Source organism: Phocaeicola coprophilus DSM 18228 = JCM 13818 (assembly GCF_000157915.1).
GTDB classification, from domain to species: domain Bacteria; phylum Bacteroidota; class Bacteroidia; order Bacteroidales; family Bacteroidaceae; genus Phocaeicola; species Phocaeicola coprophilus.
On sequence record NZ_EQ973647.1, the window covers coordinates 76,984 to 103,105 of the forward strand.

The window sequence follows — 26,122 nt, forward strand, 5'->3', positions numbered from 1 at the left end:
TCTAATCAGGCATCTTCTTTATGCAGCCTTACTGCCGAAGTGCAGAGCTGCGCAATGGTTTCCCGGTGGGTGATCAGGATCAGCGTCTTGTCCTGTACCTGCCGGGAAAGTCGTTCCAGCAGCTTCCGTTCCGTTTCTTCATCCAGGGAAGAAGTCGGTTCATCCAGCAGGAGGATGCTTCCGGGGCGGAGCAGGCCGCGGGCAATTGCAATCCGTTGTGCCTGGCCTTCACTGAGTCCTGCCCCCTGTTCACCGCAAAGCGTATCCAGTCCTTCCGGTAAGGTCATGACAAAATCGGCAACAGCCGTATGCAGAGCAGCCTGCAGTTCAGCTTCCGTTGCCTCCGGTTTTCCCAGCAGCAGGTTATCCCGGATCGTTCCGCTGATCAGTGTGTTTCCCTGGGGCACATACGACAAATTGCAGCGGGTGAGGGGAGACACCTCTTCCCTTTCTTTCCCGTTATAGAGTGTCACAGACCCGCGGTCCGGTTTCAGCAAAGCCAGCATCAGTCGCAGCATTGTACTTTTTCCGGCTCCTGTCTCACCGACCACAGCAGTAAGACTTCCCGGCAGGAAGTCGTGTGAGAATCCCTGCAAGACTTTGCGGCTGCTGCCCGGATAGGAATAGTCCACGTCCTTCAGGCAAATACCCAGTCTGCCTTGTAACCGGACCGCTTCCCCCTGTTCTTCCGGCGATAAGGATGAAAGCTCTTCCAGCCGTTCGGTGGCAGTAAATACCTGGATAAAAGCCGGAATCTGACGGCTGAGTTCCACCATGGGACGCTGCACCTGGGCAACCAGCTGCAGAAAGGCGGTCATCATACCGAAGGTGACCGAACCGTCGTACAGACCGAATATCCCCCATAAGAAGGCGGTTGCATATCCGGCGGCAAAGCCTGTCTGTACCATGATCCGTGAGAAAATGGAGAAGTCCGTACGCCGCATCACCTTCCTTTGCAGATCAGCCTGTAAGCCTGCCAGAGCCTGTTCGGCCTGTTCCGTATACTCCAGTGTGCGGATCAGGATGCGATGCTGTATCTGTTCCTGCAGGTGACTTTGTACCTGACTGTCCGTGGTACGGATTTCCCGTGAGAGCCGTCTCATCCTGCGTACATACGTTTTGCTGAAGAGCAAGGCGACCGGCGTGATGAACAACAGCAGTCCCGTCAACTGGGGATCCAGCCGGTAGAGAAAATACAAAGCCCCTGCCAGTTGTACCCCTGTGGCAAAGAGCGCCGGAATGTTCCGGCACAAAGCAGCCGTAATGACCGGTACATCCTCTACCAGACGGTTGAGCATATCTCCCGAATGCAGTTTTTCCCTTCCCATCCAGCGGCTTTCCAGAATACGTCCGAAGAGCTGGTGGCGCAGCCGGTTCCGGAAGCGGATCTCTATCCGGCTTCCCTGACGTGTGCTGATCACTGACAGCAGCAACTGGGCGATGATACATCCGATCAGACAGGCGATGCCTGTATACAGACTGGCTTCTGTATGGCGGGTGACAATGTCAATCAGATACTTGCATACCCAGACGAAGCAAAGTGACACACTCACCTGCAGGATGCCGGTCAGTCCGTTGAGTACAGCAGGCAGACGGAATCCTTTGGAAGTTTTCCACAGCCAGCCCAGGCATTCCCTGAGCCGCATTTCCTTATCCCTGTCTCTATACATGCAACCTCCTTTCTATCCGGCAGATGGCCAGCAAGTATCGCCGCAGCGGTCGCAGCCACATCCATAACCAGGCTTTACACTGTTCTGTTACGGATGTACAGCGGATGTAACGTCCGTTGCGGATAATTTCTATGACGGTCCCGCAGATCTGGTCCCGGTTACACTGTTCGGTAGCCTGGAGGTTGCCGTCGCCCATCAGGGTCATTTCATTATCCCGGATGGCAATGATCCGGTGAAGGATATATCCCCTGTCCGGAATCCGGGCCAGCACGATATCACCTTTGTGAACCGTTTTTTTCTTTTGCAGGATGATGCTGTCCCTGTCGCCTGTGATAAAAGGAAGCATGCTGTTTCCCCTGGCCCGCAGTTTCACCCGGTGTCCTGTCTGGAGCAGGCTGGTCACCTCTGAAAGCATGCTTTCATTAGGAAGTGTGATTTTCAACTCCGAATTTGGTTGGTCTGTCATGTACTGTCTGAAAACAAACATGGATTCCATACCGCCGGACAGTCCGTAAAGACTGTCCGCGGCAGGAATCCATGAACCTAATTTAATTAAAAATCTGAATTATTCTCCACGGGTGATAACGGCACGGCTCAGACGAGGATCATCGTAGAACATGTTATCCACTCCACCCTTGTAGTCCATGCGAAGCTGTGAAGCCGAAACGCCGAACTCTTTGGTCAGGCAGTCGAATACAGCCTGTGCACGTTCCTTGCTCAGCTGTTCGTTTCTCTTCTTGCTGCCGGTACCGGCATCCGAGTAACCGGTGATGGTATATACCGTATTCGAGTCGGATGACTTGATTACTTCAGCCAGCATACCCAGGTTTACACGTGCTTCGTTTGACAGTTCAGTCTGTCCCATGGCGAATACAATCAGGCTTCCGGAAGCAACCTTCCTGACAGCCACTTCAGCTGCTTTCTGGTTACCTTCAGCAATGGCCTTCTGCAGACGCTCGTTTTCTTCAGTCAGTTTGTTCAACTGAGCCCGCATGTCATTGATGGCAGCATTGTCATAACGGGTAACCGTTTTGCTGCGATCCCATCCGCGGCGTTTGAACTTGTAAGTCAGACCGACCGTTGCTCCCAGCAGACCATCGAATTTGGATCCTCCGATTTCCCCGTCAATGGCATCATCCACCATGGAAGCCCGCAAGTCAATGTTGGCATCCAGTGCATCACACAGACGGAAGGAGTTCAACCAACCTGCACTCAGCGTGATGTTTCCGGCTGTCGGTGCTTCCCAGGTACGCATGTAACCCACACCAGCATAGAAACTGCTGTTCCAGATACGTTTTTCCTTGTATCCGCAGAACAGGTTGGACAGGTTGAACATCACATCAGCCCGTACGTTGTAGTACTTGAACTTGGAGTAATACATACCCTCTCCCCAGTCAGGCACCTGTTCTCCGGTGGAGTGAGCTTCTCCCCAGCGGGTAGCTCCCCGGAGAGAAAGGCCGTTGTACATCAGTCGCATTCCGACACCCGGAGTAAACCATTTGCCGACAGCAATGTCCAGAGAGGGCGAAATACGTTTGCCGAATCCGACCTGTTTGTCATGGTCTCCGAACATCACCTGCGGTCCTGCGCCCACCGTAATGAACCAGTTGTCCCAGAAGTGGTTGGTTTCCACTTTATATTTGTCATCGGTGTATTCCACTTTCTCCGTGATATCACCGTTTTGTGTTGTCTGCTCCGACTGAGCCAGAGCAGGACTTGCAGCCGCTAAAGTAAGGGCTGCAAAGATTGATTTTTTCATCATAACATTATGTTTTGATTAATGTGTTTTTTGTTTATTACTCTTTTACACAACGAATAGCACAGGCATCGCGACGGCTTGAACTAAAATCACAGATATTGATTTTGTTTTCTGCTCCCCATGGGGTTGAACCGTTCACTTCCGTATAAGAACCGATCGACATATAAGCCGAATAGGCATCGGTTGTTCCCCCAATATTATAAGGAGAAGCTGACCAATATCTGGATGAACCTCCTCTCATCAGTACAGATTCTTGTCCGGCAGACCACATTGTTCCCGTTGATCCGTATCGGCTGCCGGTCTGAGGGTAGAATGTTCCTTCGGTATCCGAGTCATTCTTTTTGAAATAGTAGCCATTGTCATACTTGACATAGTTAATGTAATCAAGTCTGCTTGTTGTTCCTGAAATTCCAGATGTATTGCCATCATTTCTTTTTACAAATCCTGTCCATGTATATTTGTTTGCCACACGGTATCCCACAGGAGAAGGATCATAGATGGTCTTCACATCCGTCCATCCGGAACATGCCATAGGATCTTCAAGATAGTCAGGATATTTTGGAGTAGTTCCGTTCGTATCTCCCCAAAGGTAATTGTTTGTTTCAGCCATCCAATTACCATGGAAGTTATCGATATATTTCTGTAATTCGGCCGGGTGCTTCACACTTTCTGCTATTGTACCGGTCTGCGAAACATATACGGGGAAAGATGTTTCAACTTCTTCTGCTATTCCGTTCACATAATATGTTGAAGTATTTGGAAACGGATCTTTTCGTCCCCATTGATACAGAGTAACATAAAGAGATGTTGGAGAATGAGCTCCCAAAGTACGATCCATTACAGTAAACTGGTCACCAATTTTGTTAGTATATATCTCATCGGCAGGCATTTCATCGCCTACGCCCCAGATATGCCAGCTCCAGAGGATATCACCAGTCTGGTTATCGCCACTATATACTGCAATCACCGCATTACCGACATTCTTGTTCGCTGTGTAATAACAACGTCCATCACCACCAAGTCTGATAGAAGAAGCATCAATGAAACCATCCACATCCTGCCACAGCAGCTTGGCTGATTTAGGACTGATATATGCCGATTCAGTATGGAATCCGGCTCCCGGAATAATACCTTTCTGACCATTTCCAATGACAGTAGCCAAAAAAGAATGTTCACCAGCAGAATTTATCATATAGCAGTTGGCAGTCTCTTCCTGAGCAGGTGCATCATCTATCACAGCTTGATTGTTTTCCAGCACAGTGGCATTCAACGGCATTACGTAATACTTGCCTGCCTCGAAGTCGCAGAGTGCATCTGTTGTGAAAGACACCTCATGCTTGTCGGTCAGGAAAGTGCAATGCCATGTAGTACCCTTTTGTGCACCCGGAGCAGCAACAGCATAAGCAATTACTGTTTCCGAGAGTGAAGGCTGTTTTGAGAAAGTCAGATTCAGAGAAGTGCTCTGTGCGTCGGCCACACCTGCAAGACCTTTATCAAGATTGGTAAGGTCGTATGTGTAGCTTCCAGTCACAGGAGCTCCAGTCTCCAGTGTCACACGTTGAAGCTTCTCGTCCACAGACAAGCCATCTACATTTGTGAGACTGAACTCGAAACGCACCAGCGAAACCATCTGACGCATCTTCAACTGATAGTTTCCGCTACCAAGATTGGCAATAGCATCTGTGGCTTTCACATCATAAGCTGCTATAGAGTTTTCATCGGCATAAATCTGCTCTGTAGGTATTGAAACAGGAACAGCCTGCAGATTCGATACATTATCACTGAACGGATAGTAAGCATACTTGGGAGTATCACCAGCGGTCACACTACCTGAAAATGTGGTCTGAGCAGCAGGCGAAGAGTGATTGCCTGTAAATGCAGCATTCACTGTATTGTCACCAAACACACCCACTTGGTCACCGACCGACCATTCCATAAACAAAGCCCCGTTTTCGGCCATACCTCCCACTTGTGTGCGGGTAGAGTGCAATGCCGAAAAGCCGTCAAGTGTTCCGGTTATATTAATTTTCTCCTGCATGGAAGAAGAAGGTTCCTCCAGCTCTGTACAGGCTGCCATCAAACCGGTAAAAACGAGCAAACAGCCTATCAATCCGTTCTTCTTTTGTTTCATTGATTTGTTCGTTATATAAAAGAGTAAAGGAGGCTGTCCCGGATTTTATTTCCAGAACAGCTTCCCTTGAGAGTTTCATCATTCTATCACGTTGCCGCCTGAAGTATAGGAAGCATCAGAATTTGTCTGTCCCTGAACATCGTCGATTGTGATAAGCGGGAATCGGTAGTTGTTATTGATAATAACTGACGGCAGATAAGAGCCACCACCATCTTCATACACTCTATCCAAAATCACAATATTCATCGGGCCATAGATATTGCTTGTACCATATTTCAAAATTTTATTATAGAACCAATTATTGATATCACGTGCAAAAGCATCAATATTACCGGCTACACCACCATTACCATAACTATAGCTATCTTCACCACCATCAGCCATATAACTTTCACTATAACTTTCAATATACGGCTTTTTACTCAATGGAACATTATCATCTACATAATAACCATCCAAGCAGTTAATATAGAATGTAGACCCCTGTTGATTGTTATTGTCCTCTATGGCAAGCTCAAAAGTATTCCATATGTCATTCTGTTTTTCAGTCAGAGATTCCTGCCAATATGCATATTTAGTATGATCATAATAATATGTCCAAATCGGAATAACTGTATATTCTCTTCTATAAACATCATACAGGCTATAATTCTTTGTTTCCTTCACTACTCGTGCCCAATCCTGAATATATGCAGTTCCAGTAGAACCACCTTTACGTGTAGTATTATGAATATAATCCACAGCTCCTTTAATTGGCATACCATTAGGAACAAAATTGGCATCATTATTTTCATTTATCATATAATACTCCATAGTATTTGTTCCCAAATAATCTTTTTTAGCCCAGTTGTCAACCGGATAACCACGTCTCGCCCAGTTATCTTTCAAAGAGCCCCACTGGTCTATAAATACTCCCTGTCCTGGGGCTGGAAGCGTAAGTCCACCGTCTTCTTCACTGGTGATACGAGCAATAAACATTAACGAACCTTTGGCATCACCCACAGTGAGTTCTCTTCCATAAGTAACATATTTATAATCTGAATGATCTGTAAAGAACTGGTTCAAGTCATTGGCAAAATCTGTAACACGCCAATCACGTCCAGCATTAGATTCAAATGCAGGCATAATCATGGCGAACTCTCCAGAATTCTTAACCTTATCCCAAATCATATCAACAGCTTGTCCGAATGTAATACCAAGATTCTCACGATTGCACTGCAACTGAACACCATCAAGACTATTGCCGTCACTATTAGGACATCTCAACTCAAAGCAACGAATTCCAGCATTCCATTGCTGTTCGAATGAAGCTGTCTGTGCTTTATAATATTCAGCATCAGTACCACTATAATTTGCAGAGAATGAATTTGCTGTTCCTGGAATAGATAACTGTGAAATCAAAACTTTTTTATCCATACCGGTAATCCAGTTGTTCACACCATCTTTGGCAATTTGAGGAGCCTTGAGTTTTACGCAAGTTTTCTGATGCGGATACAGTGTTACCCCAGCAAGAGACATTGTCTTACTTGCCGTATTGAATCCTGCAACTCTGACACTAATATTTGTCAAATCTGTATGAGGCAGAAGAAATACATTGAACGTAATAGATTCACCTGCTGCAAGTTCCAATGGTTTTTGAGTTCCATTATCATCATAATAACCACTGATACTGATCATATCCCTTACTGTTGCTGACTGCCCATAATCACAATTCAAGTCATTATTTGTACCAGAAGTTGTTCCTACTTTTGTCAAATCACAAGTGAAGTATCCGGCAATATTTTCACCATTATTCGCAAAAACGTTGATTGAAGCAATTGGAGCTTCTGTAGGACCTTCAATAGTCAGTTCCAAAGTTGTAGTCAAGGGCACGAAATGCAGAGATACGCCATCATTAGCATCAGCTGCAGGTATAGTATAATCTTTTTGAACAGCAGCCATATATAAATAATCCATATTCGGCTTTGCTATCCAAGCTCCTTTATCATTCTTTGTTATTGTATGTTGCTGGTTTACAGGAATATATCCTTTTAATACACCATTCTCAAATGAGACAACATTCTTTACAGCTTCATTGCTCATACTTTCCTTGGAAGGATAGATAGCATAGAAACTCTGTGTTGAAGAAGTTCTATCCCACTGCAAACCATCCCCCAATGCCAACAAATAAGCCTGGTTCTCCTGGTTCTCATCGACATTAGTAATACCATACTCTACCTTTTTCAAACTTGGAGATGATGGAGAATAAATATCAACTTTATCTGTAGATAACCATTTTATCTCCTGACTTTTCTTGCCATCAGCGCCTGTAACATAATCTCCATATTCAGTTCTTGTTTGCAGTCCACCATTATAGCTGGCATTAGCTCCAAAAACAATACCATTTCCTTTTGGAATATTATTATTCTGTTTGAACTCGTCATCAGTACATCCACTCATAACCAGAACTACTGCACTCAATAAAGACAAGTTCATTAAATACGATTTAAATTTCATAATATCTCCTTTCTTCTTTATTGCCATTCATTTCCTGTAAAATCAAACTCTTCAGAAATAGTCTGATTACCAGCTGTTACTTCACTATTAGGATCTTTCTTATCTACAACCGAAGCAGACATAAATCCTTGTTCCAACTCCACTTCCGCATGTTGGGTTTGTGGAGCTTCATACTTTTTTTGAGTTTTCATACTATTGTTTTCTTTTTTAGTTTTTAGTTAATACTCTCACTTCTCTTTTCTTAGTTCACATGAAACTGTTTTGTCTTTTCTGTCTTTTCTCTTTCTAGTTTTACCTCCGTTTTTAGTTGTTATTTTGAATGATTTTTATATCCGTATTTATAGCCATAGCCGTAACCATAACCATATCCGTAGCCATATCCATATCCGTGACGTTCCGGATCAGCTCCGTTCAGTACCAGAGCCATGTTCTTCAGTTTCTTTTCCTGATAGAGTTGCTCAATGTCAGGCAGCTGACGACGGTCCAGCTTGCCTGCACGCACCACAAAGATGGTCAGGTCGGCAATACGGTTGGCAATGGTGGCATCGGCAATGATACCTACCGGTACATTATCGGCGATGATGTAATCGTAGCGGGTACGAAGTTCCCGGATCAGCTCGTCCAGACGTTCATCCATCAGCAGTTCGGCCGGATTGGGAGCGACGGTTCCTGAGGCGATCAGGTCGAAGTCTTCCCGGCGCTGGATAATGTCATCTACGCGGATGGTGGAATCGGACAAATAGTTGGTGATACCCACATGGTGATGCCCATAGTGGCGGCTCAGGGTTCCCTTGCGGATGTCCAGGTCGATCATGATCACGCGCTTTTTGGTGTAAGCCAGACTCATGGAAAGATTGCGGGCAATGAAGGTCTTTCCGGCACCTACATTGAATGAGGTGAAGGTGATGACCTGCACAGGGTTGTCTTTCCGGGAGAGGAAGGCCATATTGGTACGCAGGATGCGGAAAGCTTCCGATACGATGTCGTCACCCTGTTCCCGGACAGTGGGTGCATTCTTGTCGTGATGTTTCTGGATGGACTTGTCGAGCGGTATTTCACCCAGGTAAGGTACACTGACTGCTTTTTCCAGATCCTTGCGGCTGTGAACGCGGGTATCCATGAACAGAATAAGGAGGAAGGCGGCTCCCGGCAGGGCAATACCGATAAGGACACCGAGCAGAAGAATGCGGTTGCGGTTCGGGGAAATCGGGAAACTGGTACTTTCTGCACTGTCAATGACCCGGGCATTGTTGTCGGCCATGGCCTGTGACAGAGCATTCTCTTCGCGGCGGTTAAGCAGGAAGAGGTAAAGAGCTTCCTTGATCTTTTGCTGGCGCTCGATGGAAAGCATCTGGCGTTCCTTGGTCGGAATGGCAGCCACCCGGCTTTGTGCACGCTGTTCGCGGCTTTGTGCGTCGTTGCGCTTCACGTTGATGCTGACAATCATATTGTCGACGGCACGGATGATGCTTTGCTTCATGGCGTGCAGTGTGTTGTTCAGTTCTTCCACTACGGGGTTCTTGTCGCTGCTGTCGCTGATCAGCCGGTCGCGTTTCAGCTTGGTGGCATTGTAGGCCGTGATCTGGGTCTCAATGTTCATGTCGCTGATGCCTGTATTGGCCGGGATCAGGTCAGTTTCTTTCTTGGGGTCGGTGAGATATTCCTTGATATACCTGGCCAGGCGCAACTGGGTTTCCAGTTCCAGGGCGTCAGCATTGTATTTCTGCGATTCACTCATGTACATGCTGGCCGAGGAAGCAATGTCTACCACCTGATTGTCGCGCTTGAAGGATTCCAGGTCTGATTCAACATCGCCCAGTTCCTGACTGATAATGATCAGACGGTCATTGATGAAGTTGGCGGTGTTGATGGCTACCTGATTCTTATCCTTAATGGCTTCTTCGTTGTAGACGTTGATCAGGGTATTGAGGATGTCTTCGGCCCGTTTGGGGGAGTTGTCTTTCAGCGAGAGCGTGAGGATAGACGATTCGTCTTCTTCCTGACGGATGCCCAGATTTCCCTGATAGCGGGCAGCTACACCGTCAAGAGGCTGTTTCCGTACCTTGATGGGAACATTGGTCCAGGCCTTGCTGAAGAAGTTGGTCGGGGTAATCACCAGGTTTCCGCTGCGAAGTGACAGGGTGTCGTTCAGCCGGACCTGGTATTCGGACTTTTCCTCTTCCCGGATAAAATCAGACAACAGTACAGTGGTACTGTCCTGTATGGTTACGGTAAAGCCAAGGTATTGTTCCGGAAGCGCATCGGGAAAGCTGACATTTACCGGTGACTGTGTATACAGTTCGTCGTAGTGAAGGCCGCTTTTCTTCTGGTAACTGATGTCGGCATGAACACGCTGTACCACTTCCCGCATCAGTTTCTTGGAACGGAACTGCAGGATTTCGTTAGCCACGTTCACTTTGTTGATGAAATTGTCGTAACGGTCCAGTCCGGCGGTAGAAGTCTTGTTCGAAGGATCTTTGATGATCACGGTTGTTTTTCCGAAATAAACTTTGGGTGAACTGGCGTATTGATACCAGGCGATACCGCCGCATATCAGTACGGAGAAAAGAAACCACTTCCATTTGGAAGTCAGGTACATGAGCAGGTCCAGTACGTTGAGGCTCTGCTCATTCTTGTTTACAGAGGATGGATTTGTCTGCATGTCGTTTGAAAGTCTGGTTATTGTTATTTAAGAGCCCACATCAGCGAGCAGACGGTTGTCACAAGAGAGAGCAGGACGGTTACGACCTGGAAGCCGCGGTCTTCGTTGTCTTTCTTGCGATACTTCGGTTCTACATAGACGATGTCATTTTGCTGCAGGTAGAAGCAGGGAGAGTCGAAGATATCCTTGCTGCGCAGGTCATGAACGAACATCTGGCGTTCGTTGCCTTTTTCACGGATCACGGTCACGCGGTTGATCCGGGCTTTGGCAGTCAGGTCTCCGGCATTGGCAATCGCTTCCAGCAGCGTGATGCGGTCACCGTCGCAGGTAAAGGTTCCGTTGCGTCCTACGGCTCCCAGTACGGTGTATTTGAAGTTCAGGACATCAATGGTGACAAGGGGATCCTTGATGTAGTTGCTTGCCTTGATCTGATTCTCAATCAGCGATTTTACCTGGCTGACAGACATTCCGTCTACATGAAGTTTTCCGAGAATCGGGAAGTCGATGTTGCCTTCCACATCGACAAAATAACCTTTTTCCTTGCTCCCTGAGGCATCGGATGCCGAGACATTGCCGTTGCGGTCTATCTGGAAATTTCCTCCCTGAATATTGAACGGGATGGCAAGTTCCGGATTCTTACAGCTTACCGTGATGCCCAGGCGGTCACCGCTTTGCACGACTACTTCATGGTTCGGATCGAAAGGATATTTTTCACCCATCTGCATGTCAGACAGGTAGACGAAATCCTTGCGTGACGCACACGACGAGAACAGCAAGGCAATCATCAGGCTTAAAAAAACGAATGTTTTGTTCATGAGTTATGTTTAATAAGATTGATTAATTCGGTTGATTTCATGGTGGCATAATTGGGCAGCCTCACGGTCAGGCCGACATTCCAGCATGCCTACCGGAACGCGGGTTGCGATCTGTATCAGGGTGTCACACAGCTGCCCGTAAAGGTGTGAATCCTGCCGGATGGCCGAGCACCCGGGAAGCAGGTCGATAAAGGCTTCCGTATCCTGATGGCTGTGGAATCGATTGGCCGGTGCCTGTTTCAGACGCACGATTCCACCCACGGGAAAATGCCGGTTTTTATAACACGGAGTTTTCCCGCTCCACGGAGTGCCGTAAACCAGCACCTGACCGTCTTGAAGGCGGAGGGTGGGGTTATCGTCGTTCAGCAGTTCGCAATGAGGGAAGACGGAAGTCCACAGGGCTGCATGTGTACTTTTCCCGGTACCGCTTTTTCCCAGGAAGAGGTAGCCCATCCCGTCTGTATATACAGCAGAAGCATGGATGGAAACGGCTTCCCGGTTGAGAATGGCCTGTGAAAAGACAATGCGCAGCATGGAGCTGAGTACATGTCCTGCATAGGGATCCGTCCAAAGTATTGTCGCCGTAGCCTGAGTAAAGTCTCTGTCAGCCTGAAGGATATGCTGGGGACCTTCCGGCCAGGGGCTGATGCTAACCTGATATCCTCCGGAAAAGGCATACAGACTGGTATAACCAATATCATTAAGGGTCCGGTCCAGGAGGGTGGATGCAGATGCTGTTTCCGGTCCGGCTTCGGATAAGACTGTCAGTTGGAAAATGGATTCTTCCTGCGGTTTCTTTTCGCACAGAAAGGGACGGAACGAGGGCAGCAGCCTGTCAGCATCCTGTCCGTCCGGGAGTGAGAGACTGAAAAAGAATCCGGCTACACAATATTGAGATTCTGTCATGATTTGAATTGTCCGGTTAAAAGGTTCGTAAAAGTCCAAAAAGCTTCCTGCGGTGCGTAGCGGCAGGAGAAACGGATGTTGCCAAGGAAAGACCGGAAAGTATGAAACTTGCTGCTCCATTTGTTTCGGCAGTATTCCTGCGTTGTGCGTGGTATAAACCGAAGTTTCCTCCCCGTAGAATAATTTCCAGCAGCGGTTCCGGAGAAACAGTCTTTTCCGGATAGGGGAGACTGGAAGCAGGCAGCCCCAGCTGTTTCACCAGAAAGGTATGAAGCAGACTGTTCCACCGGATGATTCCTGCTTTACGGCAGAGGTCATACAGGGCCTTGCCGTCAGTTTCCGTTTGCAGGCAATGATAGGCACGTGCCAGGTCGCATAGCTGACGCAGACCGATTCCCCATCCGAAAGCATGCTTCATGATGTGCGTATTGAGCAGAACCAGATTCAGCAAAGGAGAGGGAATGGTTATCTCGGTTGGGTTTCCCGGTAGTCTGAAGCTTGTCAGATTGGCGGGATCCTGTTCCTGTTTATACAAGTATTTTCGAATGAACGGACTGTGCAGGTCGGTCAGACGCGTATGATGTTCTACGTTGACTCCTTTCCAATAATAGCAGAGACTGTCATCGGCTTTGGGAGAAACACGGCATCCCATCTGGCTGACCAGTGAAGCAGCCTGACGGCTTTCTTCCTTGTCGGAAAAATAAAAGTCAATATCCCCACATTCCCGCAGCAGCGGTTTTTCGTAAAAACGGGCGATTCCTTGTCCTTTCTGCAGAACGGGGTGCAGACCGTTGGTGTGAAACAGTCCGTAAAGTTCGGTCAGTACCCGGTTCATCCGGAGATTGGCTCTTTCGATCCGGTCAATGGTTGCCACCCAATGAAGCAGTTGCTGTTCGGGTGGAAGCAGTTCGTCCGGAAGCTGGCACAATCCCTGATAGACGAGGCCGGTGACTGTCTGACGCTGTGCCAGATTGAAAATCCTTTCCCAGCTTTCTGATGATCTGGGAAACAGGGAAAGATTTTCAGGAACTTTCTCCCAAAGTCCGGCACGCACCAGTATGAACAGGACCTCGGTGTCTTCTAATCGATCAGTCCGTACGCTTTCCATTGAGCCAATTGTTTTTTTACATCTTGAAGTGCTGTTTCACGGTCGACTTCATATATTTCGCACAGCCAGTCAGCCAGTTCTTCCGGAGCAGTTGTTCCTTGAATCATCTGCTGCCATAATCCGGCAGCTGTTTCGTTCAGTGTGAAAACATCGGACAAGTCAACATTCTCCTGACGGGTGTTTACGATCATGTATTGCCGTCCGATTTTGCGAAGTCGCAGGTTGGATTTAGGTTTCATCTTTGTCTGGTTTTTGTTAGTAGGTTCCCTTTCGGGACAGGTTCAAAACTTTTTTCCGGAGAGGATGGACAGAACGGTCAGAAAAATGATCTTCGTATCCAGCCATAAGGTATGATGGGCCAGGTAGTCAAGATCCATTCTTAGCCGTCGTAACATCTTTTCCATGTTGTCGGTATATCCGTTGTAGAGGGTTGCAGGCGAAAACAGTCCCGGACGTAATTGATAAAGCAATTCGTAATCAGGATTGATCGCCTTGATCTGTTCTACAAAATATTTCCGTTCCGGACGAGGACCGACAAAACTCATATCCCCTTTGAGGACATTCCAGAGTTGGGGCAATTCGTCCAGATGGTGTTCACGCAGGAAACGTCCGACCCGTGTCAGGCGTTTGTCTCCCTGGCAGCAGAGAGCTGGTTTTCCGTCAGCTTCAGCCGATTCTTTCATCGAACGGAATTTATAGAGGATGAAGGGTTTACCCTGATATCCAATCCGTTCCTGGCTGAAAATAACCTTACCGCCGTTTTCTATTTTTATGACCAGATAAATGAGAAGGAAAAGCGGTGAAAAAACAATCATTCCTGTAATACTTCCCAAAATGTCCAGTCCCCGTTTGATGCGGTTGATGGCTGGCGACATCATATCCCGACATTTTTTGTTGTCTTTGATCATTTCGGCTTCTGACATAGACATGATTTTTAGTTTGGTATCATTCATAGGCTTTCATAGATTTTGAGACATTGATCAATCATCTTTTTCTGAGTAAATAGATTTTGAAAACGTTTTCCGGCATTCTCTGCATATTTCCGATAAGTGTTTTCATCGTGAGTCAGAGTCTGAATCGCTTCTGCCAGTTCACGGGCATTTTCAGGAGCTACGTTCAGGCCGGACTCTCCATGTGCATTGACCCAGGAAACCCCAGACTGAGGAATGCGGGTGGCTATCAAAGGTTTGCTGCATGACATGGCTTCTATTTGTACGATGCCGAACGCTTCGGTCTTCTGGATACTGCTCAGGCAAAAAACTTTGCAGGCACCATAATAAGCCGGAAGGTCTTCGTCGCTGATCCGTCCCAAAAGTTTCACTTTGTCCTGTACTCCCAGAGTTGCTATTTCGTTTTCCAGTTCATCTTTCAGTTCACCGGTTCCTCCGATCAGTATCACATACCTGTCGTCCAGATAGCGGGCTGCTTCTATCAGGTACCGGTATCCTTTGTAGGTGACGAGTCTTCCCAGTGAGAAAACAATGTTTTTCCCCTGATAACGCTGAAGAATGCTTTCTACGGCTTCAGGTGAAGGTTTCATGGCTTCTACACCAATAGGCAGGCAGACCGTTTTCTCCTGTACCTCTTTCAGATACGGTGATTCCTGGAGATATACCGGTGTTGTTCCTACAATCTTGTCTGCTCTTTTCAGCAACCAGTTCTGTAACGGCTTGTAAAATCGGAGCAGCATTTTCTGTTTCTGGATGTCGCTGTGCCAGTGAAGGACAACTTTCCCCTTGTAACCCGAGCAATATAACGCCAGACAGGCCATGGGGTCTGGATGGTGTACATGGATTACCGAATAGTTCCGGCTTATTTTTCTTAAGGTCAGAATCATAGCCGGTGAGATCATTGTTGCGGCGATTTTAGCCCATGAAGGACTTCCAATCAGTCTGGCATGTTCGTTGAGGGGGATAATCTGGCTATCCCCTTTGTCCAGTGCACACAACATATCACAATCAACCTTCCGCGCGGATAGACCGAGCATCAGGTCGTACATTACTTTTTCTACACCGCCTCTGATCGGGTAGAATTTTCCCAATTGCAAGATTTTCAGATCTTCTTTTTTCATAGCTTGAGGATCATTTGCCTGGAATACTTACTGTTTATACGTCGTCTTCTGTTCCTGTATCAGTTTCTTGTGCAGAATGATGGCATCCGGATAATTTCTGCGGATATATCCGCCAATGCTGTTATATACCAGTCCGAGACGAGTTGCGATGGATTTCAAATCTTCCGTCGTTGTCTGATACAGTTCTATTGCTTTCTTGTATTTCTTTTCACTTCGGCACATCGTACGTTTTCCCTGTTCATTCTGTCCCATTCCTACGATACTGATCAGTTCCGGTTCGTATTTATGCAGGTATTGGCGGAAACTTTCCGGTTGCAGGTTGAACTCATTGGCTACCTGAGCAATGGAACGTGGATTCTGTTTGATGCTGTTAATTGCATCCTGATATTTGAGTGAGGTACGTTTGGTACGGTTTCTGGCTTTTCTCAAGTCTTTCGGACTTTGGCTTTCATCGGTTATTCCCAGATGATCCAGTACCAGATTTTTGTGCCATTTATGCAGATAAAACCGGAATCCTTCCGTAGTTACTCCTGTCTGATCTGCAATTTCTTTCAGAGTCAGTACTGTATTTTTGTACAGGGTAAGTGCTTCTGCGTATTTATTGATTGTTTGGGCGGAAGGTTCATATTTCCGTCCGTTTCCCAGGAGTCCTCCTCTTTTTTTATACTTTTCTTCTTTCGCCCGTTTACGCATGGCTCTTTTTTGCTGAAGCACGTCTTTGTGATAAAAACGTAAATGTTGCATCAGGCCACTTTCGGAGACTTTGAATTTATCGGCAATTTCCGGTATCGTCATTTCCGTTGTACGGTAAAGTTCAACCGCATCCGTGTATTGCTGGACGCAGGAAGGGCGTGCCCCCCGGGGAATATTGTCATTGATACCCAGCCGTTCACGTATCTTTTGTCGCCGGGAAAGAATTTCCTCATAATGTATTCTCATGAAATTGGCCAGTGCAGTACCATTCAGGCCGAATTTGCGGGCCACCTGTGAAATATTCAAGTCGATGTATTTCATCATGTCGCAAGCCTCTACTGCTGCTTTGTATCTTTCGTGAGACACACGGTTTTGTTTCCCGGTTGAATAGATTTTAATCGACTGCAAGTCTTCACTTTCCACTGGTATCTGATGCCGTTGCAGAACCAGTTCCCGCCAGTAACGGCGTAAGTAATTTCCCAAAGCACCGGGAGTAACTCCACAACGTAGGGCTATAATTCTTGTTGACAATGTGGTGTCAGCATACAATGTTACAGCCTTTTCGTATTTACAGTGAAGCGCATGCCGTTTTTTCAGCAATGCTCTTTCCTTGGCCGGGAGTTTTTCAATCTCGTCCAAATTCAGTTTGTTTTCCATGGTTTAAATATTGGCTGACGGATTCCTTTCTGTCAGCTTGTCGTATAAGTCCAGATAATCCTGATAGCGGTCTTCTTTCCGGAAGTTTTCCAAAGCATATGTTCTGCAAGGCTGCTGATAGTAAGCCTTTCCCCGTTGACTGATCAGGCGGGCTGCCTCCAGCATTTCTTTCACGTTTCCCTGAGGCACGATGAAACCAGTCTGATCCGTGATGGCTTCAATACTTCCACCTGTGCGATATGTTACGACCGGTGTGCCACAGGCAATTGCTTCCAGATTGACGGTCGGGTAATTGTCCTGCCACGTCGGGTTGATGAATGCATCAGCTGCAGCATATAGTTCTGCCAGCTGGTGAATATTTTCCGTACGTGGAATGCCCAGCATGTTTTTTTTAAGTTTTTTCTGTTGTTCCGGCCGGACTCCTACTAAAACAAGCATTTCATCAGGATGTAAAAGGTCGGTCATTTGAATACAATCATCAAATCCTTTTTCCCGGCTCCAGATACTGGCCACACCAAGCAGAATGTGTTTTCCGTTCAATCCATATTTCTGCTTAACCTGTTCCGGATTATAAATATTGAATATATTGGTATTGATTCCGTTATGAATCACATGAAACTGATTGTTTCGGAAGAAAGAATGCTGCATTTCTTCCCGGATCCATTCAGAGACCGGAACAATGGTCAGCTGATCCAGGGGTAGGGAAGTAAAAGCCTGTTTCTTGTCTTCATAATTTTGATGTGACCGGTCAATTAGCCAGCTTGCAGGAAACTCCTTCTTTTGTGGGCAATGTCCACATCCTGTTTGCCATTTATTACATCCGGCATACGAGTAGTAATAACAGTGTCCGGTATACAGCCAGCAGTCGTGAACAGTCCAGATCACCGGGATATTACTTTGGGCCAGGAAATCAAACAAGATCTGATAGTTGAGGAAATAGCCGTGAATATTGTGGATATGAATCACGTCCGGTTTCAACTCCTGAATCTGTTTCACAAATAGTCGGGTAGCCTCGTTCGAAGCCAGTCCGTGCCGGTCAAACAGTCGGGTCTCCAAGCCATGCCAGATTGTACTCCATTTATTTCCGACCGGAATCACTTCCGACTGGCATGACTTGATTCCGTCACGTCCTTTGCTGTATGCTATGCAGCTTCTCCATCCGTGTTGCATAGCCAGTTCTCCGATTTCCTGCATAATACGTCCGGTTGACGTATTGACTCTCAGAACCGGATTAATCTGTAAAAGCGTTTTCATTAATGGGTTAAAGCAGTGAACAAGCGCATCCATTTGTCCATAACGGCCTGTTCAGAATAAGTTGCAACGACTTTTCGGGCGTTTTGAGAAAGCATTTTCCGATATTCTGTATCTTCCATTACTTCCATCATTGCGTGAGCTAGCTTTTCTATGTCTCCATTGGGAACGAGTAATCCATTCTCTCCCTGTCGGATAATATCTTTCGGACCACATTTAAAATCAAATGAAACGACCGGCAGTCCGCAAGCCATCGCTTCGATCATTACCATAGGAAATCCTTCATAATTGGAACTCATCACCAGCATGGAACTCTGGATGTATTCATTCCCGATTTGTTTAGTAGGTTTGTTTATCCGTACAGACTTTTGCAATCCTTTTTCTTCAATCATTTGTTGAAGCATTTCCTGCCATTCTCCCTGACCGAAAATATCCAGGTTCCAGTCAGCAAACTTTTTAGAATGCTGTATCAGCTGCCAGGCTTCAATCAGACGGTCAAATCCTTTCTGATAATCCAGTCTTCCTACGGCAATTACCCTCTTTCCCGTTACGTCTGAATAATGTTCACTTACATGCATTGCAGCATTGGGGATAACTTCCATATTAGGCAATTTCCCCCAGTATTCCCAGTCTTCATTAGTCAGTACAACAAATTTGTCGAATCGGCGGACGATTCGTTCGTCCTGCCGGGTACGCCATTTATCAATCCATCCTAATATTCCTTTTCGGTTGTATTGCAAGCGGAAAAACTTGCAGTAATGTAATTCCAGAACCTTCTTGCTGCCATCCTTGATGGAAGGGATGAAAGATGATTCAGAAGGGTAGAGGGATATGACAATATCTGCTTTTTCTTGTTGAAGTAATGCCGTCAGTTTCTGTTTATGTACCTTTCTTTTACGAAGATATCCGGTGATCTTTTTCCATGCACCTTTTTCATTATCGTCTGAATAGTTTATGCCCAGATCTGTCATCCGTACATTGGGAGGAAACGGATAGAAGGGAGGTCTCTGATGCTGGTCGGTAGTAACAATGGAAACTTCCCAGCCCGGAATCCGGGAAAGATAAGTAACCTTGTTCAGGAGGACACGCTCCATACCTCCGGGGTTGTATGTGGAATGGGTGCAATAGATGAGTTTCATAGAATTTAAATGGCTATCTAAATTTATGGGAGGTATTCATTCGGAAATTCGTTTTATGACCTTAGCGGGATTTCCACCAGCAATACAATCAGCAGGAATACTTTTGGTTACAACAGAGCCAGCAGCAATAATACTCCGTGCACCAATAGTAACCCCTTTTAGAATAAGGCAATTCATACCGATAAATACATCATCTTCAATGACTACCGGAGATGAAACTCCCCAATCGGTAGAAGGGCTTCTACGCAATTTAAAATCCATATTGTGCGCATCTGTATCGATAATGATACAATTACCACCAATTTTTACATGATTCCCGATAGTAATCTTTTTATGTGTCCAAAGCACTGCACTACTCATTCCCACATTATTGCCAATTGTAATACATGCATCATGAGTAGCGTAAATCATTCCTCTCCGATTTGCACACAGTGCATTCACTCCCCATCCGGATGAAAAATACAGATTATCTCCAATTTTTACTTTGGCTGATGGAAAAAGATGTACATAAAGTTTTCCATGTATGACACAATGACGTCCGCATTGTACTCCATACATTTTAAGTCGCAACAGATTATAATAGGAACTGATGCGATTTCTTACTCTTTTAAAAAAACGAACTATTTGTCTAACAGCTTTACTCATTTTCAAGAATATTATCAGTTTGCACATCATCTTTTTTACTCAATACAAGGAAGATAGCAAAGACCAAAAAGATATCAGTAGACACTTTAAACCATCCGATATAATTTACTAATAATATCATTAAAAACATCATCTTATAGTTTTTAAACCGATGTATACATGCCCATGCAGATTTCCACATAAAAAATACAAATACAAAAGTCCCGACTAATCCAAAGTAAAAGATATAGCGTAAATAACCGATATCTGTCCCTTTATAATATCCATGATATATAGGACCCGTATAATATGGGTCGAAAAAAGATAAAGTCTTATCCATAGGATTTGCTGCATATCCATCTCCAATCAACCAAGTAACCCAATTATCAGGAAAGACCACCATATGCTCTAATAAAATATCATTCGAACTGGTCTGCCACTCACCTGTTTCCCACAAACTAAAGAAGCCTTCAAATCCAAAGCGTATATTTTTATAAAAGGTATCATTGGCAAAATACAAATAGATAAATACAGGGATTATCACACATAAGATACCTCCTAACCAAAACCAAAGTTTCTGATTCTTTATATTTTGCTTCAAACTCAAAAGATTAGTAGAATATATCCAATATACTAATGCAAGTCCTACTCCTACCGTAGTGGTACGAGACATCATATTCCCAATGATCGCAATTATCAAAAAAGAAATAAGATAGGTCACCACTTGTTTGTGCGACAACTCTTCTGCTTTCGACAAGATATAACCAATCATGACAACGACTGCGGAAAAACGTAATCCAGCCACATCCAAAGCCGCACCAATTCCCGACAAACGTGCCTCTTTGGTATTTCCCATAAACGCTTCTCCTCCCACAAAACTATCTACCCATGCCTGTAAAGGTGGATATACATCTTTAGTCCACGCAATCAAACACTGAATTACACATACCGCTATCAGTTGATTACAGACCAAACGCACATTAACATAACCATAGGCCGTATCGAGCCACCGCACTACAGTATAAGCTCCTCCCATCCATACCCACATGGAAACAAAATAGGTCAGGAACGAAGCATCCGGAGTATTATTAATGGTCATTGTCAATAAACTAATTAATGATATGCCCAAGGCTAACAATGACAATACAAAGAAATTCTTGTTTATACCGGCATCCCTTCTTTGTGCCAAACGTTTTCCCAAAATCAATAACCCAATACCCGCCAATGCCATTTTAGTATTCATTCCCGGCAAAAAAACAGTTTCAATTGGGAAAAAATAAAAAGAAGTTAGGATAACCGATATAATATGAACCAAATACTTATACATAAGTTTGAGTCAGCAAATTTATAAGTTTATAAATTTTATCTATATAATATTTTATAAGCTATATGAAATAGCCAGTTGTATATCCACACCAACCAAAACTGATTTTTCCATGCACACCATTGCAACCACCGGCTGCGTCCCGATATATTCCGGTTACGCAAAATAAAACGGTTTGCCTCCGGATACCATTCTTTCCACAAACGATAAAAGTTGACATCACCCATTAAAAGAAACGGGAACTTGGCTTCCAACTTTAAGAATGCGATCTCTTTCTCCAGTGTATTTCCATAAACCTGAGTTAATAGAGCTGATATTCTACTAACATTATGTTTCAACTCTACTTTATGTTTATCTGAATACACATTGCTCATGGCTCCCGTATTCAGTTTTACATAATGATAGAAAGCTTTTGGAACATAAAGTACTTTATCGGCATGTGCAAACAAAAGCATCATGGTCATATCCTCTCCCATCCCATAGCCGGAAGGAAAAGAAACCTGATAATCTGTATAAAGATTACGTTTTACGAGTTTATTCCATACATTATACTTCATTCCTCCACCCAACATGGCTTTTAAAGCCTCTTGCGAAGTATCAAAAGAAGGTTGTTTCATATAGCGCTCGTTTTTCTCAAAAGACAAGAACCAGTCACACCACACAATATCTGCCTGATGCCTTATAGCCTCGGTATATAAAGTTTTCAGCATATCAGGCTCTACAAAGTCATCGCTATCACAATGAAAAATATATTCTCCCTGTGCCATCTGCAACCCAGTGTTCCGGGCAGCCGGCAGTCCTTTATTGGTTTCATGAACTGTAATTACCATACTATCTTGTCTCTCCGGATAACGGGCTAGTACTTCCTGAAGCACTTCCATACTATGGTCGGGAGTCGCATCGTTGACAAAGATATACTCCACCTCTTTTAAAGTCTGTTGCATTAGTTTTTCTGCACACCGACCAATAAACTTCTCCACCCCATAGATAGGGATAATCACCGAAACTTTATATTTCATTTTAATATATTTCCTTATAATACAATCCATCCTTTGCACAAGGCTCTATCCGACCTGAATTCATCGCATGAATCTGGATTAAACCAGATTTCTGGGGCAATTACCACTTTTTCTGGATTACGGTTCAAAAAAGCACTCCACCAGCTATATGTACTGTTCGAGATAATATTATGCTTGCACAGACTCATCAGCTGCATATCAAAATGACTGCCATAGCCATCTGCCGGATTTCCCTCTACCAGTGTATAGTCTATCTCTTGAAAGTTTTCCTTTACCCAGTCCACGTTATCAGTAAAGACATAAAACTTAGAATGCTGCAACTTTTCCTTCATCTGTAGAATAGCTTTCCGGTAATACTCCATTGAGCAGGTATTCTGGTACCAGATACGGCTCTGATAATCTTTTCCCTTCCGCACATGAATGGCTACCGATTCGCATTCCTCTATTTCTTTTTTTAGACGAAGATTCATTTCATCCGTAAACGGCAAAAAAGTAAAACATTTCTTTATTTCATCATCCACAGCTTCCACAATGGAAGCATTCAAGAAAACCCCGATAATATATTCATTCCGAGCCGTATTTGCCGGTAAAGAGGCATCAAAAGCTCCTGTAGTAGTTCTTACATTCGTAGACGAAGGGAAATACCTGCGACGTACTTTGGAACAAAGATCTGATCCTCCTCCCCATAAAAATACCTTTAAACGGGAAGCCTGTTTTATTTCCGCATACGGAAAAATTGAATTCCATGCCACCTTTTCGTGTGCCAATTTAGCCGAACGGTAAAAATCAACAGTAACCTTATACCCCTGCTTTTTTAAGAAGAGATAATAGCTGTACTGAAACATCCGGTTAGCAAGGCCACAAGCCATATTAACTATAAATCCCATCAGCTTTTAACTCTTAGATTTCCCTTTTACCATACACAAAATAACGAATTAAGATCTTGATACGCTTCCATAGTGAAAGCTGATCCAACTCATTTAAACGTGTATAAAAAAACTCAAAATAGAATTTTTCATCAAAGAAAGGAGATTTCCGGTAATACTCCCACCAGATATCGGAATTCACACAAATACCTTTCCATGGTTTCTGACCGTTATAATGAACAATACCTTCTGTCAAAGCTTCGTCTATATCTTTATCACTCCAAAAATCACGTAACAAATTCCTATGTCTTAAAGCTAATTCAGAAAAATAGGTTGTCAAACAGAAAACAGGCTTTAAATATGTAATCTTCCCCTTACATGCTATATTTAGAACATCTAAATCTTGAAAATGAAATTTGTTTTTTGCCAACTCCTTGAATCGCTCTACCAAATTATCTTCTCTTATTTTTTTTGAGTTTAATATAATATTTCCAGCATAGATAATGCTATCAATGTTCACGTTCCCCAATTTCAAATAATACTTTTTCATATCAGGAATAAACGGTACTAATGCATTTACACCTGCCACATAACTATCATTTAAGTCTGTATGAAAATAAATATCCGACAAATCGAATCGAAAAATTACATCCACATCTGAATAAATAATATTATCATATTCAGGAACTAATTCTGGAATAAGTAGACGATAATAAGTTGGTGTTGTAATTCCTCTAATTTCAAAAGCCTGATCAAAAGTATTATCTACCACACGATACTGAATCCGACAACGATTGAAATACTTAGGCAATTCATCCAACTGTTCTTTATGCAAATCAACCTTTGAAGAATGCAAAATAAAAATATCATAAAACGTCTCTTCTTTTGCATTCATCAACAAAGAAGAAATACAAACACAAGCCGGAAGAATTAAATTATTGTCAAAAGCAAATACTATAGGAACTGTTTTCATCATACGATCTTTTTAATTAATGGTAAAGCACGGTATTTCTCACTTTTTATAAAATGTATAGCATCTTTTATCGCCTTTAGTTTTAGTTTGAAAATATCCATTCTTCCCTTTAGTAAAGATATCAGTAGCGTAAATAAAAGTGCATAGCCAATGCAAACCATACTCCAAACTCTACTCAACCTACACGTATCAGGCAAATAAATAAAACGATGCCAAAAAATAGTCTTAAAGCGAAAATCGGAATAAATCAGCATCTTCTCTTTCTCTTCACTCATCATTGTAGTTCCTGCATCCAAATGCTTTATTCCACTATGGAACCAAGTCAACTGTTTCAACCCCATGCAATACATCTTATAGTACATCACCTGATCATCCCCTAAAGCATATTTCATTTGATCCATCCAAAGCTCCTCTTCAAAATGAATTTTCAAAAAATCATCTTTTTTGCAGAAGAAACACGGGCCAGCATTAGTCTGTGATAAATATACTCCAGATTTAGGATCAGTATTATACGAATATCCCGAATTACGCATCACTTTATATCCCCACTTTCCATCATCCCTTCTATCTACCATTCTTCCGGAAAGTTTCATCATCCATTTACCTAGTGTAGGGCGTTCAGCATTTGGAAAGACATCAGGAGATATTACATCTGCGTCATTATCTACTAAATACTGATACAACTGTGCTACAGTTGTTTTTGGTAAATATACATCATCATCCAAAAATAAAATATATTCTGTTTCGACTTCAGTGTAAGACAAAGCACGTTGAGCAACCATACCTTTTTTCACATAAATATATTGCTCTTTTCCAATTGTTTCTTTCGGAATAGAATACCCTTCTGCTATATATACCAAAATCTTTGAGGGTTGAATGGTTTGCTTATTCAATGAATCCAATAAGGTTTGGTATTTATCTCCTGCTATACCTAATGTGCGAATAACAGCTGTATAATTTATTGATTTCATTATTTTATCTTTCCATGTTTTAAGAATCTTAACACTAACATAAATCGAGAAATCAAACTTAAATGATGCACCAAACACCACATCATGATTTTCAATTTGGTATTAATAAAAGGACAAGAGCAAATATACTGATGACAATCTGGATAAAAGCTCAAAAACTGATTATACGTGGAAGTACTCAAAACCCATTCTTGGGTACTCTTCAGTATTCGCCAACATAATTGTTTTTCATATAATGGATAGACGCCTTGAAGCTTAAAATAATTTATTACATCCAAATACATTACCTGCTCATCATGCATCTTTTTTTTATTCAAACTACGCATAATGGAGCCTACATTCATTTGATTATAATTATATAAGATTTTACTTAGATGTACAACTTTCCCCGCATGAAACAATACTTTTACAGATAAATTAAAATCTTCACAATATGCAGAATCTGACTCAAAAAACTTCAATTTATTCTGTACATATATATCACGCTTTACAAGTATATTCCATAATACAGTCCATCCATAAGCTATATAATTACATAGTGAAGCAATTTTATCCTCAGACCAATCAATTGTATGATAATCTACATAATGATCATTATAAACCATACGAAAATCACAAGTTACAATATCAACCTTTTGCTCTTGTATTACACGATACATATCTTCCAACATCGTATGCTCCATCCAGTCATCACTATCACAATATATTATACATTCTCCAATAGCTTCTGCTAATCCAAAATTTCTGGCTTGTGCCGGTCCTTTATTTATGGTATGGTATATAATTTTACTGTTTTTAGCTCTTTCCGGATACTCTAGCATAATCTGTTTTAAGATGTCTATACTACGATCCGGAGAAGCATCATCCACAAAAATGTACTCTACCTCTTTTAATGTTTGCTCGAAAAGTGAACGTACACATTTTTCTATATGTTTTTCAACTTTATATATAGGGATAATAACAGAAACTTTATACATAACATTGCTC

The 26,122-nt window shown here is 43.6% G+C and carries 23 protein-coding genes; all 23 read right to left on the bottom strand.

The annotated features are described in order from the left end of the window. Nucleotides 1-5 precede the first annotated feature (5 nt). Complete coding sequence (locus tag BACCOPRO_RS14015; protein ID WP_008144595.1) at nt 6-1,670, bottom strand: ABC transporter ATP-binding protein; 1,665 nt, start codon at nt 1,668-1,670, stop codon at nt 6-8. Beyond that, on the bottom strand, nt 1,663-2,136 hold the full coding sequence (locus tag BACCOPRO_RS14020; RefSeq protein WP_040311541.1) for a S24/S26 family peptidase: 474 nt from the start codon (nt 2,134-2,136) through the stop codon (nt 1,663-1,665). The genes BACCOPRO_RS14015 and BACCOPRO_RS14020 overlap by 8 nt, the downstream gene beginning before the upstream one ends. Before the next feature lie 99 nt (nt 2,137-2,235). Continuing rightward, entirely contained in the window at nt 2,236-3,432 is a 1,197-nt protein-coding gene (locus BACCOPRO_RS14025) for an OmpA family protein (protein WP_008144599.1), read from the bottom strand. 34 nt (nt 3,433-3,466) lie between these two features. Beyond that, nucleotides 3,467-5,560 (bottom strand): hypothetical protein, encoded by a 2,094-nt coding sequence (locus BACCOPRO_RS14030; RefSeq protein WP_040311542.1) that lies wholly within the window; start codon nt 5,558-5,560, stop codon nt 3,467-3,469. A 78-nt stretch (nt 5,561-5,638) separates the two neighbouring features. After that, nucleotides 5,639-8,083 (bottom strand): PI-PLC domain-containing protein, encoded by a 2,445-nt coding sequence (locus BACCOPRO_RS14035; protein WP_008144604.1) that lies wholly within the window; start codon nt 8,081-8,083, stop codon nt 5,639-5,641. Next, on the bottom strand, nt 8,074-8,247 hold the full coding sequence (locus tag BACCOPRO_RS17880; RefSeq protein WP_008144605.1) for a hypothetical protein: 174 nt from the start codon (nt 8,245-8,247) through the stop codon (nt 8,074-8,076). Before BACCOPRO_RS17880 ends, BACCOPRO_RS14035 begins: the two co-directional genes overlap by 10 nt. Nucleotides 8,248-8,366: 119 nt before the next feature. Beyond that, complete coding sequence (locus BACCOPRO_RS14040) at nt 8,367-10,718, bottom strand: GumC family protein (RefSeq protein WP_008144607.1); 2,352 nt, start codon at nt 10,716-10,718, stop codon at nt 8,367-8,369. Nucleotides 10,719-10,741: 23 nt separating this feature from the next. Then, on the bottom strand, nt 10,742-11,533 hold the full coding sequence (locus tag BACCOPRO_RS14045) for a polysaccharide biosynthesis/export family protein (protein ID WP_008144609.1): 792 nt from the start codon (nt 11,531-11,533) through the stop codon (nt 10,742-10,744). A 9-nt stretch (nt 11,534-11,542) separates the two neighbouring features. Continuing rightward, nucleotides 11,543-12,439: a hypothetical protein gene (locus BACCOPRO_RS14050; protein WP_008144611.1), complete on the bottom strand. Its 897-nt coding sequence runs from the start codon at nt 12,437-12,439 to the stop codon at nt 11,543-11,545. Nucleotides 12,440-12,455: 16 nt separating this feature from the next. Next, the gene (locus BACCOPRO_RS14055; protein ID WP_008144613.1) at nt 12,456-13,547 is read right to left on the bottom strand and encodes a nucleotidyltransferase domain-containing protein; all 1,092 of its coding nucleotides are present in this window, start codon (nt 13,545-13,547) and stop codon (nt 12,456-12,458) included. Beyond that, on the bottom strand, nt 13,520-13,786 hold the full coding sequence (locus tag BACCOPRO_RS14060) for a PqqD family protein (protein ID WP_008144615.1): 267 nt from the start codon (nt 13,784-13,786) through the stop codon (nt 13,520-13,522). Before BACCOPRO_RS14060 ends, BACCOPRO_RS14055 begins: the two co-directional genes overlap by 28 nt. 42 nt (nt 13,787-13,828) lie before the next feature. Then, complete coding sequence (locus tag BACCOPRO_RS14065; protein ID WP_008144617.1) at nt 13,829-14,500, bottom strand: sugar transferase; 672 nt, start codon at nt 14,498-14,500, stop codon at nt 13,829-13,831. After that, nucleotides 14,497-15,618, bottom strand: a complete 1,122-nt coding sequence (locus tag BACCOPRO_RS14070; protein WP_008144618.1) for a glycosyltransferase — start codon at nt 15,616-15,618, stop codon at nt 14,497-14,499. The genes BACCOPRO_RS14065 and BACCOPRO_RS14070 overlap by 4 nt, the downstream gene beginning before the upstream one ends. Nucleotides 15,619-15,645: 27 nt before the next feature. Further along, complete coding sequence (locus BACCOPRO_RS14075; protein ID WP_008144620.1) at nt 15,646-16,968, bottom strand: hypothetical protein; 1,323 nt, start codon at nt 16,966-16,968, stop codon at nt 15,646-15,648. A gap of 3 nt (nt 16,969-16,971) precedes the next feature. Then, on the bottom strand, nt 16,972-18,222 hold the full coding sequence (locus BACCOPRO_RS14080; RefSeq protein WP_008144623.1) for a glycosyltransferase: 1,251 nt from the start codon (nt 18,220-18,222) through the stop codon (nt 16,972-16,974). Then, nucleotides 18,222-19,358, bottom strand: coding sequence for a glycosyltransferase family 4 protein (locus BACCOPRO_RS14085; protein WP_040311544.1), 1,137 nt, complete (start codon nt 19,356-19,358; stop codon nt 18,222-18,224). Before BACCOPRO_RS14085 ends, BACCOPRO_RS14080 begins: the two co-directional genes overlap by 1 nt. Nucleotides 19,359-19,394: 36 nt before the next feature. Next, nucleotides 19,395-20,003 (bottom strand): acyltransferase, encoded by a 609-nt coding sequence (locus BACCOPRO_RS14090; protein ID WP_008144626.1) that lies wholly within the window; start codon nt 20,001-20,003, stop codon nt 19,395-19,397. Continuing rightward, entirely contained in the window at nt 19,996-21,309 is a 1,314-nt protein-coding gene (locus tag BACCOPRO_RS14095) for a hypothetical protein (protein WP_008144629.1), read from the bottom strand. Before BACCOPRO_RS14095 ends, BACCOPRO_RS14090 begins: the two co-directional genes overlap by 8 nt. Nucleotides 21,310-21,344: 35 nt before the next feature. Further along, the gene (locus tag BACCOPRO_RS14100) at nt 21,345-22,325 is read right to left on the bottom strand and encodes a glycosyltransferase family 2 protein (protein ID WP_040311556.1); all 981 of its coding nucleotides are present in this window, start codon (nt 22,323-22,325) and stop codon (nt 21,345-21,347) included. A 14-nt stretch (nt 22,326-22,339) separates the two neighbouring features. Next, nucleotides 22,340-23,212, bottom strand: a complete 873-nt coding sequence (locus BACCOPRO_RS14105) for an alpha-1,2-fucosyltransferase (protein WP_008144634.1) — start codon at nt 23,210-23,212, stop codon at nt 22,340-22,342. Nucleotides 23,213-23,225: 13 nt separating this feature from the next. Continuing rightward, nucleotides 23,226-24,167: a glycosyltransferase family 8 protein gene (locus BACCOPRO_RS14110; RefSeq protein WP_008144635.1), complete on the bottom strand. Its 942-nt coding sequence runs from the start codon at nt 24,165-24,167 to the stop codon at nt 23,226-23,228. After that, complete coding sequence (locus BACCOPRO_RS14115; RefSeq protein ID WP_008144637.1) at nt 24,164-25,135, bottom strand: glycosyltransferase; 972 nt, start codon at nt 25,133-25,135, stop codon at nt 24,164-24,166. Before BACCOPRO_RS14115 ends, BACCOPRO_RS14110 begins: the two co-directional genes overlap by 4 nt. Beyond that, complete coding sequence (locus BACCOPRO_RS14120; protein WP_162231597.1) at nt 25,135-26,112, bottom strand: glycosyltransferase family 2 protein; 978 nt, start codon at nt 26,110-26,112, stop codon at nt 25,135-25,137. The genes BACCOPRO_RS14115 and BACCOPRO_RS14120 overlap by 1 nt, the downstream gene beginning before the upstream one ends. Nucleotides 26,113-26,122: the final 10 nt, after the last annotated feature.

What these genes read in the sequence shown, in the direction of transcription:
- BACCOPRO_RS14015 (WP_008144595.1), bottom strand. Translation starts at nt 1,670, where the DNA reads ATGTATAGAGACAGGGATAAGGAAATGCGGCTCAGGGAATGCCTGGGC.
- BACCOPRO_RS14020 (WP_040311541.1), bottom strand. Translation starts at nt 2,136, where the DNA reads ATGACAGACCAACCAAATTCGGAGTTGAAAATCACACTTCCTAATGAA.
- BACCOPRO_RS14025 (WP_008144599.1), bottom strand. Translation starts at nt 3,432, where the DNA reads ATGATGAAAAAATCAATCTTTGCAGCCCTTACTTTAGCGGCTGCAAGT.
- BACCOPRO_RS14030 (WP_040311542.1), bottom strand. Translation starts at nt 5,560, where the DNA reads ATGAAACAAAAGAAGAACGGATTGATAGGCTGTTTGCTCGTTTTTACC.
- BACCOPRO_RS14035 (WP_008144604.1), bottom strand. Translation starts at nt 8,083, where the DNA reads ATGGCAATAAAGAAGAAAGGAGATATTATGAAATTTAAATCGTATTTA.
- BACCOPRO_RS17880 (WP_008144605.1), bottom strand. Translation starts at nt 8,247, where the DNA reads ATGAAAACTCAAAAAAAGTATGAAGCTCCACAAACCCAACATGCGGAA.
- BACCOPRO_RS14040 (WP_008144607.1), bottom strand. Translation starts at nt 10,718, where the DNA reads ATGCAGACAAATCCATCCTCTGTAAACAAGAATGAGCAGAGCCTCAAC.
- BACCOPRO_RS14045 (WP_008144609.1), bottom strand. Translation starts at nt 11,533, where the DNA reads ATGAACAAAACATTCGTTTTTTTAAGCCTGATGATTGCCTTGCTGTTC.
- BACCOPRO_RS14050 (WP_008144611.1), bottom strand. Translation starts at nt 12,439, where the DNA reads ATGACAGAATCTCAATATTGTGTAGCCGGATTCTTTTTCAGTCTCTCA.
- BACCOPRO_RS14055 (WP_008144613.1), bottom strand. Translation starts at nt 13,547, where the DNA reads ATGGAAAGCGTACGGACTGATCGATTAGAAGACACCGAGGTCCTGTTC.
- BACCOPRO_RS14060 (WP_008144615.1), bottom strand. Translation starts at nt 13,786, where the DNA reads ATGAAACCTAAATCCAACCTGCGACTTCGCAAAATCGGACGGCAATAC.
- BACCOPRO_RS14065 (WP_008144617.1), bottom strand. Translation starts at nt 14,500, where the DNA reads ATGAATGATACCAAACTAAAAATCATGTCTATGTCAGAAGCCGAAATG.
- BACCOPRO_RS14070 (WP_008144618.1), bottom strand. Translation starts at nt 15,618, where the DNA reads ATGAAAAAAGAAGATCTGAAAATCTTGCAATTGGGAAAATTCTACCCG.
- BACCOPRO_RS14075 (WP_008144620.1), bottom strand. Translation starts at nt 16,968, where the DNA reads ATGGAAAACAAACTGAATTTGGACGAGATTGAAAAACTCCCGGCCAAG.
- BACCOPRO_RS14080 (WP_008144623.1), bottom strand. Translation starts at nt 18,222, where the DNA reads ATGAAAACGCTTTTACAGATTAATCCGGTTCTGAGAGTCAATACGTCA.
- BACCOPRO_RS14085 (WP_040311544.1), bottom strand. Translation starts at nt 19,358, where the DNA reads ATGAAACTCATCTATTGCACCCATTCCACATACAACCCCGGAGGTATG.
- BACCOPRO_RS14090 (WP_008144626.1), bottom strand. Translation starts at nt 20,003, where the DNA reads ATGAGTAAAGCTGTTAGACAAATAGTTCGTTTTTTTAAAAGAGTAAGA.
- BACCOPRO_RS14095 (WP_008144629.1), bottom strand. Translation starts at nt 21,309, where the DNA reads ATGTATAAGTATTTGGTTCATATTATATCGGTTATCCTAACTTCTTTT.
- BACCOPRO_RS14100 (WP_040311556.1), bottom strand. Translation starts at nt 22,325, where the DNA reads ATGAAATATAAAGTTTCGGTGATTATCCCTATCTATGGGGTGGAGAAG.
- BACCOPRO_RS14105 (WP_008144634.1), bottom strand. Translation starts at nt 23,212, where the DNA reads ATGGGATTTATAGTTAATATGGCTTGTGGCCTTGCTAACCGGATGTTT.
- BACCOPRO_RS14110 (WP_008144635.1), bottom strand. Translation starts at nt 24,167, where the DNA reads ATGATGAAAACAGTTCCTATAGTATTTGCTTTTGACAATAATTTAATT.
- BACCOPRO_RS14115 (WP_008144637.1), bottom strand. Translation starts at nt 25,135, where the DNA reads ATGAAATCAATAAATTATACAGCTGTTATTCGCACATTAGGTATAGCA.
- BACCOPRO_RS14120 (WP_162231597.1), bottom strand. Translation starts at nt 26,112, where the DNA reads ATGTATAAAGTTTCTGTTATTATCCCTATATATAAAGTTGAAAAACAT.